General features: G+C 55.3%; 14 protein-coding genes and 1 tRNA gene. 8 read left to right on the top strand and 7 right to left on the bottom strand.

The window, feature by feature from the left end; translation table 11 throughout:
• Window positions 1-89: 89 nt before the first annotated feature.
• A complete protein-coding gene (locus AC6I7Z_RS02800; protein WP_033752493.1) occupies window positions 90-710 on the top strand; it encodes a TIGR04211 family SH3 domain-containing protein in 621 nt (206 codons plus the stop codon).
• A 169-nt stretch (window positions 711-879) separates the two neighbouring features.
• Window positions 880-2,112: a multifunctional CCA addition/repair protein gene (locus tag AC6I7Z_RS02795; RefSeq protein ID WP_497813061.1), complete on the top strand. Its 1,233-nt coding sequence runs from the start codon at window positions 880-882 to the stop codon at window positions 2,110-2,112.
• Between the two features lie 18 nt (window positions 2,113-2,130).
• On the opposite strand, the gene bacA is transcribed toward AC6I7Z_RS02795, so the two are convergent.
• Both bacA and folB read right to left on the bottom strand, forming a co-directional pair.
• On the bottom strand, window positions 2,131-2,949 hold the full coding sequence (gene bacA / locus AC6I7Z_RS02790) for an undecaprenyl-diphosphate phosphatase (RefSeq protein WP_033792242.1): 819 nt from the start codon (window positions 2,947-2,949) through the stop codon (window positions 2,131-2,133).
• Between the two features lie 194 nt (window positions 2,950-3,143).
• Window positions 3,144-3,503: a bifunctional dihydroneopterin aldolase/7,8-dihydroneopterin epimerase gene (gene folB / locus AC6I7Z_RS02785; protein WP_497813060.1), complete on the bottom strand. Its 360-nt coding sequence runs from the start codon at window positions 3,501-3,503 to the stop codon at window positions 3,144-3,146.
• 108 nt (window positions 3,504-3,611) lie between these two features.
• Between folB and plsY the strand changes: the two genes are divergently transcribed.
• Window positions 3,612-4,229: a glycerol-3-phosphate 1-O-acyltransferase PlsY gene (plsY, locus tag AC6I7Z_RS02780; RefSeq protein WP_497813059.1), complete on the top strand. Its 618-nt coding sequence runs from the start codon at window positions 3,612-3,614 to the stop codon at window positions 4,227-4,229.
• Window positions 4,230-4,254: 25 nt separating this feature from the next.
• On the opposite strand, the gene tsaD is transcribed toward plsY, so the two are convergent.
• Window positions 4,255-5,268 carry a tRNA (adenosine(37)-N6)-threonylcarbamoyltransferase complex transferase subunit TsaD gene (tsaD, locus tag AC6I7Z_RS02775; protein WP_033752505.1) on the bottom strand — a complete coding sequence of 338 codons (1,014 nt, stop codon included), beginning with the start codon at window positions 5,266-5,268 and terminating at the stop codon, window positions 4,255-4,257.
• Between the two features lie 281 nt (window positions 5,269-5,549).
• On the opposite strand from tsaD, the gene rpsU reads away from it, so the two are divergent.
• The 3 genes from rpsU (at window position 5,550) to rpoD (ending at window position 10,019) form a co-directional block, all read left to right on the top strand.
• Window positions 5,550-5,765 carry a 30S ribosomal protein S21 gene (gene rpsU, locus AC6I7Z_RS02770; protein ID WP_001144069.1) on the top strand — a complete coding sequence of 72 codons (216 nt, stop codon included), beginning with the start codon at window positions 5,550-5,552 and terminating at the stop codon, window positions 5,763-5,765.
• 118 nt (window positions 5,766-5,883) lie between these two features.
• Window positions 5,884-7,629, top strand: a complete 1,746-nt coding sequence (gene dnaG / locus AC6I7Z_RS02765; RefSeq protein ID WP_497813058.1) for a DNA primase — start codon at window positions 5,884-5,886, stop codon at window positions 7,627-7,629.
• A gap of 545 nt (window positions 7,630-8,174) precedes the next feature.
• A complete protein-coding gene (gene rpoD / locus AC6I7Z_RS02760; protein ID WP_033752514.1) occupies window positions 8,175-10,019 on the top strand; it encodes an RNA polymerase sigma factor RpoD in 1,845 nt (614 codons plus the stop codon).
• Window positions 10,020-10,082: 63 nt separating this feature from the next.
• Here rpoD and mug read toward each other — a convergent pair whose 3' ends face one another.
• A complete protein-coding gene (mug, locus tag AC6I7Z_RS02755) occupies window positions 10,083-10,601 on the bottom strand; it encodes a G/U mismatch-specific DNA glycosylase (protein WP_497813057.1) in 519 nt (172 codons plus the stop codon).
• On the bottom strand, window positions 10,598-11,188 hold the full coding sequence (locus AC6I7Z_RS02750) for a TetR/AcrR family transcriptional regulator (RefSeq protein WP_497813056.1): 591 nt from the start codon (window positions 11,186-11,188) through the stop codon (window positions 10,598-10,600). The genes mug and AC6I7Z_RS02750 overlap by 4 nt, the downstream gene beginning before the upstream one ends.
• Window positions 11,189-11,320: 132 nt before the next feature.
• Between AC6I7Z_RS02750 and AC6I7Z_RS02745 the strand changes: the two genes are divergently transcribed.
• Entirely contained in the window at window positions 11,321-12,115 is a 795-nt protein-coding gene (locus tag AC6I7Z_RS02745) for an SDR family NAD(P)-dependent oxidoreductase (protein ID WP_497813055.1), read from the top strand.
• A 197-nt stretch (window positions 12,116-12,312) separates the two neighbouring features.
• A tRNA-Ile gene (locus AC6I7Z_RS02740) sits at window positions 12,313-12,388 on the top strand.
• 529 nt (window positions 12,389-12,917) lie between these two features.
• On the opposite strand, the gene AC6I7Z_RS02735 is transcribed toward AC6I7Z_RS02740, so the two are convergent.
• Together AC6I7Z_RS02735 and AC6I7Z_RS02730 are read right to left on the bottom strand one after the other, a co-directional pair.
• Window positions 12,918-13,526: a HEPN domain-containing protein gene (locus AC6I7Z_RS02735; RefSeq protein WP_497813054.1), complete on the bottom strand. Its 609-nt coding sequence runs from the start codon at window positions 13,524-13,526 to the stop codon at window positions 12,918-12,920.
• On the bottom strand, window positions 13,519-14,556 hold the full coding sequence (locus AC6I7Z_RS02730) for a ParA family protein (RefSeq protein ID WP_497813053.1): 1,038 nt from the start codon (window positions 14,554-14,556) through the stop codon (window positions 13,519-13,521). The genes AC6I7Z_RS02735 and AC6I7Z_RS02730 overlap by 8 nt, the downstream gene beginning before the upstream one ends.
• Window positions 14,557-14,633 lie beyond the last annotated feature (77 nt).

The raw sequence follows: 14,633 nt of genomic DNA, 5'->3' as shown, positions 1-14,633 counted from the left end.
GAGACCAGGATAGTTCTCATTCAGATTTATGCGAGGCGGTTCCAGACTGTGCCGGTAAATTTACAGACCTCAAGCTAAAACGACATCGAATGAAAAAAATTGTAATCGCAGGCCTTACCTTGCTGGCTATCAGCACGCTCGCACCAGCCCATGCAGATGAAAAACGCTACATCTCCGACGAATTATCCACCTGGGTTCGCAGCGGACCGGGCGATCAGTATCGCCTGCTCGGCAAGCTGAACGCGGGCGAAGAAGTGCAGCTGGTGCAGACCAACAACGATACCAACTACGGCCAGATCCGCGATTCGGAAGGCCGTACCGTCTGGATCCCGCTGTCGCAGCTCAGCGCCGAACCGAGCCTGCGCACCCGCGTGCCGCAGCTGGAGCAGCAGGTCAAAGATCTGACCGCGAAGCTGGGCAATATCGACAACAGCTGGAACCAGCGCACCGCCGAGATGCAGAACAAGGTCGCCAATAGCGACAGCGTCATCAACGGGCTGAAAGAAGAGAACCAGAAGCTGAAAAACGAGCTGATCGTGGCGCAGAAAAAAGTCAGCGCCGCCAACGTTCAGCTGGATGACAAGCAGCGCACCATCATCATGCAGTGGTTTATGTATGGCGGCGGCGTGCTGGGCGTGGGCCTGCTGCTGGGTCTGGTGCTGCCGCATATGGTGCCGCGCCGTAAGAAAAAAGATCGCTGGATGAACTAAGCTTTTTTCCCGCGTTTTGCTTTCCTTGCGCCTGGGGCATCCTTTGATGCCCTTTTCGTCATGCCTGCAATCTGGCCATTGTGTGCAACAATAGAGCAACAAGCGCGCTGAATGTTTAGCGGCGGATGTGCCGTCCGGCGCGCCTTTTTATTATCTCTGGAGTTGTTGAGTGAAGACGTATTTAGTAGGCGGCGCCGTTCGCGATGCGCTGTTAAAACTGCCGGTTAAAGACCGGGACTGGGTGGTGGTCGGCGCGACGCCGGAGGCGATGCTGGCGCAGGGCTTTCAGCAGGTCGGCCGCGATTTTCCGGTCTTTTTGCACCCGCAAAGCCGTGAAGAATACGCGCTGGCGCGCACCGAACGGAAAAGCGGCAACGGCTACACCGGCTTCGTCACCTGGTCCGCGCCCGACGTGACGCTGGAGCAGGATTTGCAACGCCGCGATCTGACCATCAACGCCATCGCGCAGCGGGAAAACGGCGAGCTGATCGATCCCTTTCACGGCGAGCGCGATCTGCAGGCGCGCCTGCTGCGCCACGTTTCCGACGCCTTTAACGAGGATCCGCTGCGCGTGCTGCGCGTGGCGCGCTTCGCGGCGCGCTTCGCCCACCTTAACTTTCGCATCGCCGACGAGACCCAGGCGCTGATGCGCCAGATGGCGGCCAGCGGCGAGCTGAGCCATCTTACCGCCGAACGCGTCTGGAAAGAGACGGAGAAGGCGCTGACCTCGCGCAATCCGCAGGTCTATTTCCAGACGCTGCGCGACTGCGGCGCGCTTGAGGTGCTGTTTCCCGAGCTCGACAGGCTGTTCGGCATTCCCGCGCCGGCGAAGTGGCATCCGGAGATCGATACCGGCGTGCATACCCTGATGACGCTGACGATGGCGGCGTCGCTGTCGGACGAAATCGATGTGCGTTTCGCCACGCTGTTCCACGACGTCGGTAAGGCGCTGACGCCGCCGGAGAAGTGGCCGAGCCATCACGGCCACGGCGCCGCGGGCGTGCCGCTGGTGGAGGCGCTCTGCCAGCGCCTGCGCGTGCCCAACGCCATTCGCGATCTGGCGCTGATCGTCACGGAATTCCATGACGTGGTGCATACCATCGAACGCCAGTCGGCGGACGCCTTAGTGGCATTGTTCGACCGTATCGACGCCTGGCGCAAGCCGCATCGGGTTGAGCAAATCGCGCTCACCAGCGAGGCGGACGCGCGCGGCCGCGCGGGCCTTGAGAGCATGCCCTATCCGCAGGGCGACTACCTGCGTCAGGCGTTCACGCTGGCGCAGTCGGTGCCGACCAAAGCGGTTATCGAGGCGGGTTTCAAAGGGGCGGAAGTGCGAGAAGAGCTGACGCGGCGTCGTATCGCCGCCGTGGCGCAGGGCATTGCAGAGATGCGGCCAGCCTGATTGCTGGCCGCGCAGGCGTTACATAAAGATGGCGTAGACCGCTGCCGCGACGATAAAGCGGTAGATGGCGAACGAGACGAACGAGATACGCTTGATCAGCTCAAGGAAGGCCTTGATCGCAATCAGCGCCACGACGAAGGCGGTCACGAAGCCGACGGCGAACATCGGCAGATCGTTCATCGTCAGGAAACCGATGCTTTTATAGAGATCGAGGCCGGTGGCGCCCATCATCATCGGCACGGCGAGGATAAAAGAGAACTCCGAGGCCGCATAGCGGCTGACGCCCATCAGCATGCCGCCGGAGATGGTGGCGCCGGAGCGAGAGAAGCCCGGCCAGAGCGCGAGGCACTGGAAGCAGCCGATCATAAAGGCCTGGCGATAGGTGATATCGTCGATGCCCACCGCTTTCGGCTGTTTCGGCTTCAGGTATTCCGCCACCAGCAGCAATACGCCGCCGACCACCAGCGCGTACATGACGTTGATCGGGTTAAACAGCGTTTTGATCTGGTCATGCAGCAGCAGCCCAATGACCACAGCCGGGATCATGCCCAGCAGGATATGGATCAGCGTCAGATGGCCGCGCCCTACCCCTTCATGCTTCACCTGGCCGAAGTGAATGCCGATTAAGCCAAAGAGACGACGCCAGAACATCACCACAACGGCAAGAATGGACCCGAGCTGGATCACCACTTCGAAGGTTTCCGCTTTGTCGCCCTCGAAACCCAGCAGGTGGCCGACAATAATCATGTGCCCCGTGGAGGAGACCGGCAGAAACTCCGTCAGCCCCTCCACGATGCCCAGGATTGCAGCCACCCAAAGCTGATGAATATCTGCCATCACATTTTCCTTATATCCGTTTCAAACCCATTAAAAAGGCGGTCGCGAGTATGCTTCCGCCTGAAATTTTGCCATCGCCTGCCTGAGGGAAACCTTAAGGCTTTCGGCGACCTGCGCGTTTCACAACGCAACGGCGCCCGTTATGACAGACAATAATTTGGTTTGGTTTCATTGTGATGGCAATCACAACGTATTCATTTAGGAATAGTCCCGCGCTCGATGCGCACGCCCACCTGGTTTGCCTGCGCCACCGCGCCCGGTTTGGCGACTTTAATACGCACGCCTGGCGTGTTGAACCGGGTCATCAGCAGGTCCGCGATTTCCTCCGCTACCCGCTCCACCAGCGCGAAGCGCGTGCCGCTCAGGTGCGCGAGGATCGCCTCAGAGACGTCGGCGTAGCTCAGACAGTCGTTTACATCGTCGCTGCGCGCCGCCAGCCGATTGTCCCACGCCATTTCGACATCGAGCACCAGCTTCTGCTGAATGCCCTGTTCCCAGTCGTAAACGCCAATGGTGGTGTACACCGTGAGTTGCTCGATAAAAACGATATCCATGATGACAGTCTCTGTTTTTGGCTAAGCCGGATACCACTTCCGGCATATAATGCGTATTATCCACGGTTCACGAAGACAAAACGACCCTAAAGGAAACGGTACGGTAATATGAGTGCTATCGCGCCTGGTATGATTTTTTTCGCGTATCTTTGCGGTTCGATTTCGAGCGCCATTCTGGTCTGCAAAATCGCCGGACTGCCCGATCCGCGTACTCAGGGTTCAGGCAATCCTGGCGCGACCAACGTGTTGCGCATCGGCGGCAAAGCCGCTGCGGCCTGCGTTTTGATTTTCGATATTCTCAAAGGCATGGTGCCGGTCTGGCTGGCCTATCTGCTGCATCTCGCGCCGCTTTATCTTGGCCTTACCGCTATCGCGGCCTGTCTCGGCCATATCTATCCGCTCTTTTTTCGCTTTCGCGGCGGCAAAGGCGTCGCCACCGCGCTGGGCGCTATCGCGCCGATCGGCTGGGATTTAACCGGGCTGATGACCGGCACCTGGCTGCTGACGGTGCTGCTGAGCGGCTACTCATCGCTGGGCGCCATCGTCAGCGCGCTGATCGCGCCTTTTTACGTCTGGTGGTTTAAGCCGCAGTTCACCTTTCCGGTGTCGATGCTGTCATGCCTGATTTTGCTGCGTCATCACGACAATATTCAGCGGCTGTGGCGCGGGCAGGAGAGTAAAATCTGGAAGCGCAAGAAAGCGCGCGAAGAAGAAGAGAAGAAATAAAGCCGGCGATGCCGGCTTTTTACCGTTAGATAGCCGGCAGTTCCGCCAGCGGCCAGCGAGGCCGTACGCTGACGCCCAGCCCGCCGCGCGTGCCGCCCTTCAGACGCACCATGCCCGCATAGGCGATCATCGCGCCGTTGTCGGTGCAGAACTCAGGACGGGCATAGAAGACTTCTCCGCCGCGCGCCTGCATCATCTGCGCCATCCGCTCACGCAGCGTGCGGTTGGCGCTGACGCCGCCCGCGATCACCAGCCGCTTGAAGCCGGTTTGCTCCAGCGCGCGCTTGCACTTGATCATCAGGGTATCGACCACCGCATCCTCGAAGGCGCGGGCGATATCGGCGCGCGTTTGCGCGTCGTCCGCATTCTCGCGAATGGTATTGGCGGCAAAGGTCTTCAGGCCGGAAAAGCTAAAGTCGAGCCCCGGACGATCGGTCATCGGACGCGGGAAGGTGAAACGTCCCGCCACGCCCTGCTGCGCCATTTTCGACAGCATCGGGCCGCCAGGATAGTCGAGCCCCAGCAGCTTGGCGGTTTTGTCGAAGGCTTCCCCTGCGGCGTCGTCGATAGACTCGCCCAGCAGCGCATATTCCCCAATGCCGGTTACGCTAATCAGCTGGGTATGGCCGCCCGACACCAGCAGCGCCACAAACGGGAACTGCGGCGGATTCTCTTCCAGCATCGGCGCCAGCAGATGCCCTTCCATGTGGTGTACCGGAACCGCAGGCACTTTCCACGCGAAGGCGAGCGAGCGGCCGATGGTGGCGCCGACCAGCAGCGCGCCGACCAGCCCAGGCCCCGCCGTGTAGGCGACGGCGTCGATCTGCTGCGGCTGCAGGTTCGCCTGTTTCAGCGCCGCCTGTATCAGCGGCACGGTTTTGCGCACGTGATCGCGCGACGCCAGTTCCGGCACCACGCCGCCGTAATCGGCGTGCAGTTTCACCTGGCTGTAAAGCTGATTGGCGAGCAGGCCCGCTTCGTCATCATAGATTGCGATGCCGGTTTCATCGCAGGATGTTTCAATACCCAGAATTCGCATAGCGCTTACCCCTTACTTGCGGCGCGCAGTGTAGCATAGCCACGCCTGCGTTCGTCGACGCTTTCGCTGCAAAAAGTGATTTCGTGGCGCGCAAAGAGTGCGCTATACTCCGCACCCTTGAAAAAAACCGGCAGCCGCATCGGCAAACGCTCCTGTTGGTTCTTAATTGTCCATGGTGCTTTACAAACCGACTCGCGTTGGAGTAAAATGCTGCACCATTTTGAAATGTGCTGGCGCCGCAGTCAGCAGCAAAAACCGAATTTTATCGAGGTGAGAGTTACATGCCGGTAATTAAAGTACGTGAAAACGAGCCATTCGACGTAGCACTGCGTCGCTTCAAGCGTTCCTGCGAGAAAGCAGGCGTTCTGGCTGAAGTTCGTCGTCGTGAGTTCTATGAAAAACCGACCACAGAACGTAAGCGCGCTAAAGCGTCTGCAGTTAAGCGTCACGCCAAGAAACTGGCTCGCGAAAACGCACGCCGCACTCGTCTGTACTAAGTTCTTCCGGAGGTTCGCCTCCACCGCGTGTTAAACGCAGACAGAGTCAAGTAAGAGGCCGTGCTTTCCGAAAGGAAGCGCGGCTTGTTGCCGTTTATGAGCTGAAAAACTGGGGCTTATGGCTGGAAGAATCCCGCGCGTTTTTATCAATGATCTGCTTGCCCGCACGGATATCGTGGATCTTATCGATGCCCGCGTTAAGCTGAAAAAGCAGGGTAAGAACTTCCACGCGTGTTGTCCCTTCCACAATGAGAAAACCCCCTCTTTCACCGTAAACGGCGAGAAGCAGTTTTATCACTGTTTCGGCTGCGGCGCGCACGGCAACGCCATCGACTTTTTGATGAATTACGATCGACTGGAATTTGTCGAAAGTATTGAAGAGCTGGCGACGCAGCATGGTCTGGAAGTGCCCTACGAAGCGGGCAGCGGCCCGAGTCAGATGGAGCGCCATCAGCGCCAGAGCCTTTATCAGCTGATGGAAAACCTTAACGGGTTTTATCAGCAGAGCCTGACGCAGTCCAATGCGCGCGCGGCGCGCGACTATCTCAGCAACCGCGGCTTAAGCGCCGAGGTCATTGAGCATTTCGCTATCGGCTTCGCGCCGCCGGGCTGGGATAACGTTTTAAAGCGCTTCGGCGGCAATAAAGACGATCGCGAGTCGCTGATGGAAGCCGGCATGCTGGTTTCCAACGATAAGGGCCGCACCTATGACCGCTTTCGCGAGCGCGTCATGTTTCCAATCCGCGACAAGCGCGGACGCGTAATTGGTTTCGGCGGCCGCGTGCTGGGCAACGATACGCCCAAGTACCTGAACTCGCCGGAAACGCCGATTTTCCATAAGGGCCGTCAGCTTTACGGCCTGTATGAAGCGCAAAAGAATCATCCGCAGCCTGCGCGCCTGTTAGTGGTGGAAGGCTATATGGACGTGGTGGCGCTGGCGCAGTTCGGCATTGATTATGCCGTGGCGTCGCTGGGCACCTCCACGACGGCGGAGCATATCCAGCTGCTGTTCCGCAGCACCGATACCGTGATCTGCTGTTACGACGGCGATCGCGCGGGTCGGGAAGCCGCCTGGCGCGCGCTGGAAACCGCATTGCCTTACATGAATGACGGACGTCAGCTACGCTTTATGTTTTTGCCAGACGGCGAAGATCCGGACACGCTGGTGCGTAAAGAGGGTAAAGAGGCGTTTGAAGCGCGTATGGAGCAGGCGATGCCGCTCTCCTCTTTCCTGTTCGACTCGCTGCTGCCGCAGGTCGATCTGAGCACGCGCGACGGCAAAGCGCGCCTGAGCACGCTGGCGCTGCCGCTGATTAGCCAGATCCCCGGCGAGACGCTGCGCATCTATATGCGTCAGGAACTGGGTAATAAACTCGGCATTCTTGACGATAATCAGTTAGAGAAGCTGATGCCGAAGCTGGCGCCCAGCGGCGCGGCGCCGACAGCGCCGCCGCTCAAGCGCACCACGATGCGCGTGCTGGTGGCGCTGCTGGTGCAAAACCCGCATCTTGCGACGCTGGTGCCGACGCTTGAAGGTCTGGCGCAGGTAAAGATGGCCGGCCTACCGCTGTTTGCTGAATTAGTCAGCCGTTGCACCGAGAATCCTGGATTGACTACCGGACAGCTACTAGAGTTATATCGCGGAACAAATTTTAGTCAGACGCTTGAAACCTTAGCCACGTGGAACCACATGATAGTGGATGAGGAAGTTGAAGCGGTGTTTCATGATTCGCTGGCGAGTATTTACGACGCCGCGCTTGAACAGCGTCTGGAAGAGCTGATCGCTCGCGATCGCACCCAGGGTTTAAGCGCAGAAGAGCGCCGTGAATTCTGGACGTTAAGCCAGGCGCTGGCGAAAAAGTAGAATTTTACTGGGTCAGAATGTTGCGCGTAGCTAAAGGCGCATCTCTGGCCCATTCGTTTCTGGGGCGACGCGCCGCAAGCCGAGGCTAAGTGACGCGATAAGCCAAGCCGGAGACGTGACGCATTACGCAGCGCGCGCTGTTAGCACGACTGGGGCGACGAAGCCCGCCAGTGCAGAGCGCGCTGGCAGGGCCCAGGCGAGAAAGTCAGATAGTCCAGCACAGACTCTTAGCGGGCAAGGCGAGAAAGCCTACCGTTCAGAGCGCAAGGTAGCAGGGCCGTCGGCGGTGAAGTCAGTTTCATCACCGCCAGCGCGCAGCACCCGGAGCGTACTGAAGTACGTGAGGAGTGCGAGCACTGCCGGGGATGAAAATGGCGAATAAGCCAGGCCCGAAAAATATTCAAAGCGGCTTAAGTGCCGATATATGAGGGGCAAATGCCCTGGCCGCGACGAAGGCAGCGGCAATAACACAACGCCTTCACTGTTATAGTTGGCTCGCTGCCGACCGACACCAATCTAATTAACAGAAGTGTGGATACCGTCTTATGGAGCAAAACCCGCAGTCACAGCTTAAGCTGCTTGTCACCCGTGGTAAGGAGCAAGGCTATCTGACCTATGCTGAGGTCAATGACCATCTGCCGGAAGATATCGTCGACTCCGATCAGATCGAAGACATCATCCAGATGATTAACGATATGGGCATTCAGGTGGTGGAAGAAGCCCCTGACGCCGACGATCTGATGCTGAACGAAAACAGCGCCGATACTGACGAAGATGCCGCGGAAGCCGCCGCTCAGGTGTTATCCAGCGTAGAATCTGAAATTGGCCGCACCACCGACCCGGTGCGCATGTATATGCGCGAAATGGGTACCGTTGAGCTGCTGACGCGCGAAGGCGAAATCGACATCGCCAAGCGTATCGAAGACGGTATCAACCAGGTACAGTGTTCCGTTGCGGAATATCCGGAAGCCATTACCTATCTGCTGGAGCAGTACGACAAAGTCGAAGCGGGCGAATCTCGCCTCTCCGACCTGATCACCGGCTTCGTGGATCCAAACGCTGAAGAAGATCTGGCGCCTACCGCCACCCACGTCGGCTCTGAGCTGTCTCAGGAAGACCGCGACGACGACGAAGATGAAGACGAAGAGAGCGAAGACGACAGCTCGGACGACGATAACTCAATCGATCCGGAACTGGCGCGCGAGAAATTCGTCGAGCTGCGCACGCAGTATGAAACGACCCGCCTTGTTATCAAGAGCAAAGGTCGCAGCCATGCTGACGCAGTAAAAGAGATTCAGAACCTTTCTGACGTCTTTAAGCAGTTCCGCTTGGTGCCGAAGCAGTTCGACTACCTGGTGAACAACATGCGCGAGATGATGGAGCGCGTGCGTACGCAAGAGCGCATCATCATGAAGCTGTGCGTTGAACTGTGCAAAATGCCGAAGAAAAACTTCATCACGCTGTTTACCGGCAATGAGACTAGCGAGAGCTGGTTCAAAGCCGCGCTGGCCATGAATAAACCCTGGTCAGAAAAGCTGAAAGAAGTGGAAGAAGATGTGATGCGCTGCCTGCAGAAACTGCATCAGATCGAAGAAGAGACCGGCCTGACCATCGAGCAGGTAAAAGATATCAACCGTCGAATGTCTATCGGCGAAGCGAAAGCGCGTCGTGCGAAGAAAGAGATGGTGGAAGCGAACCTGCGTCTGGTGATTTCAATCGCGAAAAAATATACCAACCGCGGTCTGCAGTTCCTCGATCTGATTCAGGAAGGCAACATCGGCCTGATGAAAGCGGTTGATAAGTTCGAATACCGTCGTGGTTACAAGTTCTCGACCTATGCGACATGGTGGATCCGTCAGGCGATCACCCGCTCTATCGCCGACCAGGCGCGTACCATCCGTATTCCGGTGCATATGATTGAGACCATCAACAAGCTCAACCGTATCTCGCGCCAGATGCTGCAGGAGATGGGCCGCGAGCCGACGCCGGAAGAGCTGGCCGAGCGTATGCTGATGCCGGAAGACAAGATCCGCAAGGTGCTGAAAATCGCTAAAGAGCCTATCTCCATGGAGACGCCGATTGGCGACGACGAAGATTCGCATCTGGGCGACTTTATCGAAGACACCACGCTGGAGCTGCCGCTCGACTCTGCGACCTCCGAGAGCCTGCGTTCAGCCACCCATGACGTGCTGGCGGGCCTGACCGCGCGCGAAGCCAAAGTGCTGCGCATGCGTTTCGGCATCGATATGAACACCGACCATACGCTGGAAGAGGTGGGCAAACAGTTCGACGTTACGCGTGAGCGTATTCGTCAGATTGAAGCGAAAGCGCTGCGTAAGCTGCGCCACCCGAGCCGTTCGGAAGTGCTGCGCAGCTTCCTCGACGACTAATCCGCTAGCGTTAAAAAAACCCCGGCTCGCCGGGGTTTTTTATTGCCCTTTTTTCGCCGCCTGCTATTTCACGCCCTGCTGCAGCGCATCATAGAGCTGCCGGTATGCCTCGACGATCTCGTCGAGCGAGGCGCGATTCAGCCCGCTGGGATTAGGCAGCACCCAGACCTGGGTTTTGCCCATAAAAATGCCCTGTAAGCCCCACTCCACCTTGCGCTGATTGAAGGCGCGCTTGAAGGCGTCTTTGCCGAGGATCGCCAGCACGCGCGGCTGGTAGTTGAGCACCTTGTCAGTCAGGCGCGCGCCGCCGTCGCGCAGCTCCTCAGCGGCCAGCTGGTTCGCCTGCACGGTGGGACGCTCTACCAGCATGGTGATGCCGCAGCCGGTCTCCAGCAGCCGCTGCTCCTCTTCGGGCCGGAGCTGCTGCCGGGTAAAGCCAGCCAAATAGAGCACCTTCCAGAAGCGGTTGCCGGGATGGGCGAAGTGATAGCCGGTGTGCGCCGTGGAGTGGCCAGGATTAATGCCGCAGAACAGCACTTCCAGCCCAGGCGCGATGATGTCGCTGATGTTGTGCTCGCTCATGCCGCCTGCTCCAGTCCGGTGCGGCGCTTCAGCGCCTCGCGGCTGCGCGCCAGCATGGCCGCAGAGAGCGCTTTATCGCTACAGGCGCGCGCCAGCGCCAGCGCGCCGACCATCTCAGCCAGCAGGCTGCTGGCGAGCACCTCGGCGTCGCGCTGTCCCAGCTCGGCAAGCAGCTCGCCTAACCGCTGCAGCATCGACGTTACGCCCTGGGTAAAGACAGATTTCGCCTCTTCCGGCAGATGGCCGACCTCGCTGACCAGCGCGGGCAGCGGGCAGCCCTCGGCGCGACAGTCGCGATGCGTCTCCGACAGGTAGTAGTCGATCAGCGCGCTCAGCCGCGCGGCCGGATCCGCGCCCTGCCACAGCGGCGCCATCCGCTGCGTCGAGTCGGTGAACATTTCGGCGATAACCGCCTGCACCAGCGCCTCGCGCGAGTCGAAGTGCGCATAGAAGCCGCCGTGCGTCAGACCGACGCGCTTCATCAGCGCCGCTACGCCGATGCTTTCCGTGCCGCATTCGCGCATTACCCGCGCCGCCTCATCCAGAATGCGCTGACGCGTGCGCGCCTTATGGCTCTGTTTATCCATCACTCTTTTCCCGCTGATAGGTTCTACTGTTCATAGTAATTATTACGACCATCATATTCCAGCTTGACGGTGCATATGACGATCGTCATATTAACTACAAATATGACAACCATCATACAACAGAGGTTTACCATGTCAGCATCATCGCAAGGCTTTGCTTTAATCACCGGCGCATCCAGCGGTATCGGCGCTACCTACGCACGACGCCTCGCGGCGCGCGGCTACGATCTGATTCTGGTGGCGCGCGACCAGGCGCGGCTGGAGACGCTGGCGCAGACGCTGCAACAGCAGCATCAGATTGAAGCGCGTATTCTGCGCGCCGATCTGACCGATGCGCATGATTTGCAGCGCGTCGAGCAGGAGCTGCGGGACAACACGGCGATTACGCTGCTGGCGAATAACGCTGGCATGAGCGTCGACGGCGAGTTTATCGATGCCGATATCGATCGCATTCAGACCATGCTGACGCTCAACATCATCGCCCCTACCCGCCTGGCGCACGCGGCGGCCAATGCGTTTCGCGCGCGCGGACGCGGCGTGATTATCAATGTCGCCTCGGTGCTCTCGCTGACGCATGAGATGTTCAACGGCGCCTATAACGGCAGCAAATCTTTTGTGCTGACGCTGACCCGCTCGATGCAGCGCGAGCTGGAGAACAGCGGCGTGCAGGTGCAGGCCGTGCTGCCAGGGGCTACGCGTACGGAGATCTTCGATCGCTCCGGCAAGTCGATTGATGAGCTGCCTGCCGGTATGATTATGGAAGTGGAAGAGATGGTGGATGCCGCGCTGGCGGGTCTGGAGGCGGGCGAAGCGGTGACTATTCCTGCGCTGGAAGAGATTGCGCTGTGGCAGGAGTATGATCGTGCGCGCGGCGCGATGCTGCCCTATCTTTCGCTGAGCCAGTCGGCGTCGCGCTATCGGGACTAAGGCGAAGGTTTATCGGCGCGGTTGCGGGCGATAGCGGGTTTGCTTGTGCAGGATGTTTGCATAATGGAATAAAAACGGGCCGCGTATTCTGGAAATTTGTAGCTTAATCAAGCACTCATACACTGGAGAATTTTTCAGCATCCAGCGGATGAGTGCTGGATCGCTCTAAACAGATACATTATAATCCCCGCTCCGCTGGCCCCTTAGCTCAGTGGTTAGAGCAGGCGACTCATAATCGCTTGGTCGCTGGTTCAAACCCAGCAGGGGCCACCAAATTTTAGCATCAAAATCATGAATTTAAGCCACCTTACATGGGTGGCTTATTTGTTTAATCATTCTGAGTGTCAAAATGAGTCTCAGAAGGCTAGGACACTCATTACTATATGAGGCTAAAATGGCATATTATGATGAAATCAATACCGAGCACTGCCCTAGCTGCAACTCTAAGATTCAGGGGATAAATGCTAATGGAAGTGTTTCGGATGACAGTAGATGTCCATCCTGTGACACTCCTCTGAAAAGAGTACGTATAGAAGTGGCTAGTTTTAACGATGCCCCATATGCCATTGATACAATTGAAATAGATTATTGTCGTTTGAGAGATCGCGAATAAAAATTTATTTTAAATGTTGCATAGTTAAATCCACGGCCTGCCCCCACTTTAAGATGGCAGGCTGTTTCCTTAAAATTTACATAACATAGATTGAAACCTAAAGTTTTCATACAAAGAAAAGCATACGAAATGATAAAAACTAGAATGGTTTTGAATTAGGAAGAGGCTACCCCCCAATAACCAAAGAAATCATTTCACGAAATTAAAAATTGCCGTTCCGCATTTTTCCAAGAAAGCTGTAACATCTTTAGCTAAAACTGGGTCTATATCAATTTTTGATAAGCTAACTGGATCAATGTCAGATTCATGGACAATTGCATTTCTTCTATCAGCAATAAGCCGCATTTGAATCTTTAATGCTCGGTCTGTCATCCCCATGGCTTGAGATATTTTCACCCACTTATGGCTTTCATTCCATATATATGCAAGGCCGTCAGCAATTTTGCTGGGGTCTTGAAATGATAGTGTTTTTAGTTTTAAAAATACTGTGTCTTTAAATATTAAGTGAGGAGGAGTCAATGTTTGGGATGTTAGCTGATTTAATATGGATATTGAAAATGTTTCATTAAGATATTTATCTGTAGGGACTCTTTTGCCAAGGAAGGTATCCACCATGCCAATCAAAATAATATCATGCATAAATTTATCGAAGGCGCTAACGCTATACACATACTGTGCCCTAAGCAAGTCATCAAATGACATAGGCCCACCAATTCTTCCAGAAAGGAATTCATGAAGGCCAGTCAAAGCCTTTGCCTCACCTAAGTTCTTAATGAAACTTGCATAAGCATTATGCATATTGTATCAACCTCACGATATCATCCGTGATGGTACTGAATTGTTGGCCAAAAAGGTTACGCTTCTTTGACATTTGATCGAAAACTGGCCCAGTTTCATGAATTTCATGATCTTCCAAGGCATAAACTGGGACTTCCGCATCATATGACTTAGGAAGTAAACCTTGAAAATCAGGAATTTCAGCGAGGCAATAGCCATCGTCAATTAAATGTTGAGAATATTCGGTAGCAGTTAAAGTCATGCCAACCCGTGTAAGGGATGGTATCAAATCCTCAGTTATTTTATTTTTAATCTCAGCAATATTATCTCGATAAGGTTTCGCTGCTCTTCCTTTCCGGATATTAAACCGCTGTATCAACGCCCCTATAAATTTAGGATTGGTATCAGTTAATTGATAGGCACTTTCTTTATATATATCTATATTTGCCCGTTTCCACTCTAACCATCTTGGCAGGGTATCTTTTAATGTATGCAAAGCCATAATAGAAAAGGGGTCAGGGTTTGTAGGCATTATAAATGCATTAGATGACAGGAATAAATTTTGATTAATGGCACTTAAACTAGGGTTAAGATCAATAATTGTAAAATTTATATCATATTTCTCCTCCGTTAGACGCATTAACTCATTAAATGCCCCAGGAAGGTTTTGTAGTGTAGTAATCGCACTCCCTGCCGTTTGAGCAAGTGTCAACGATGCATCGTAAGCGGAAAGATCAGCATGCCCAGCTAGCAAAAATAAATTTTTCGCGCGCGAAGGTGAAATACAATGAACAGCCTCAATAGGTTTCGGCCTACCTTTGAATGCTGGTTCGACACCGTCTTTAATATTTTGGTTTCTAGTCTCATCTGATTCATAATATTCTTCAAACTTTTCTCCAAGGATTAAACTTGAAAGATTACATTGTGGATCACCATCCACAACTAAGACCTTATAACCTTTACTTGCGAGCATCCAGCCCAAATTATAAACTGACGTAGTTTTACTTACCCCGCCCTTATGATTAAAAACTACAATTCTTTTAGAAGCCATTATTTCCTTCCTCATCTCAGTAAAAGTTTTAACACACTTAGTTTTTAGATGTAGAAATTTCTTTTTTTATAACACTA

It is taken from the genome of Pantoea sp. X-Soil-MYKO-1289 (genome assembly GCF_059730625.1).
This window is presented reverse-complemented; position numbering and strand designations above follow the sequence as displayed.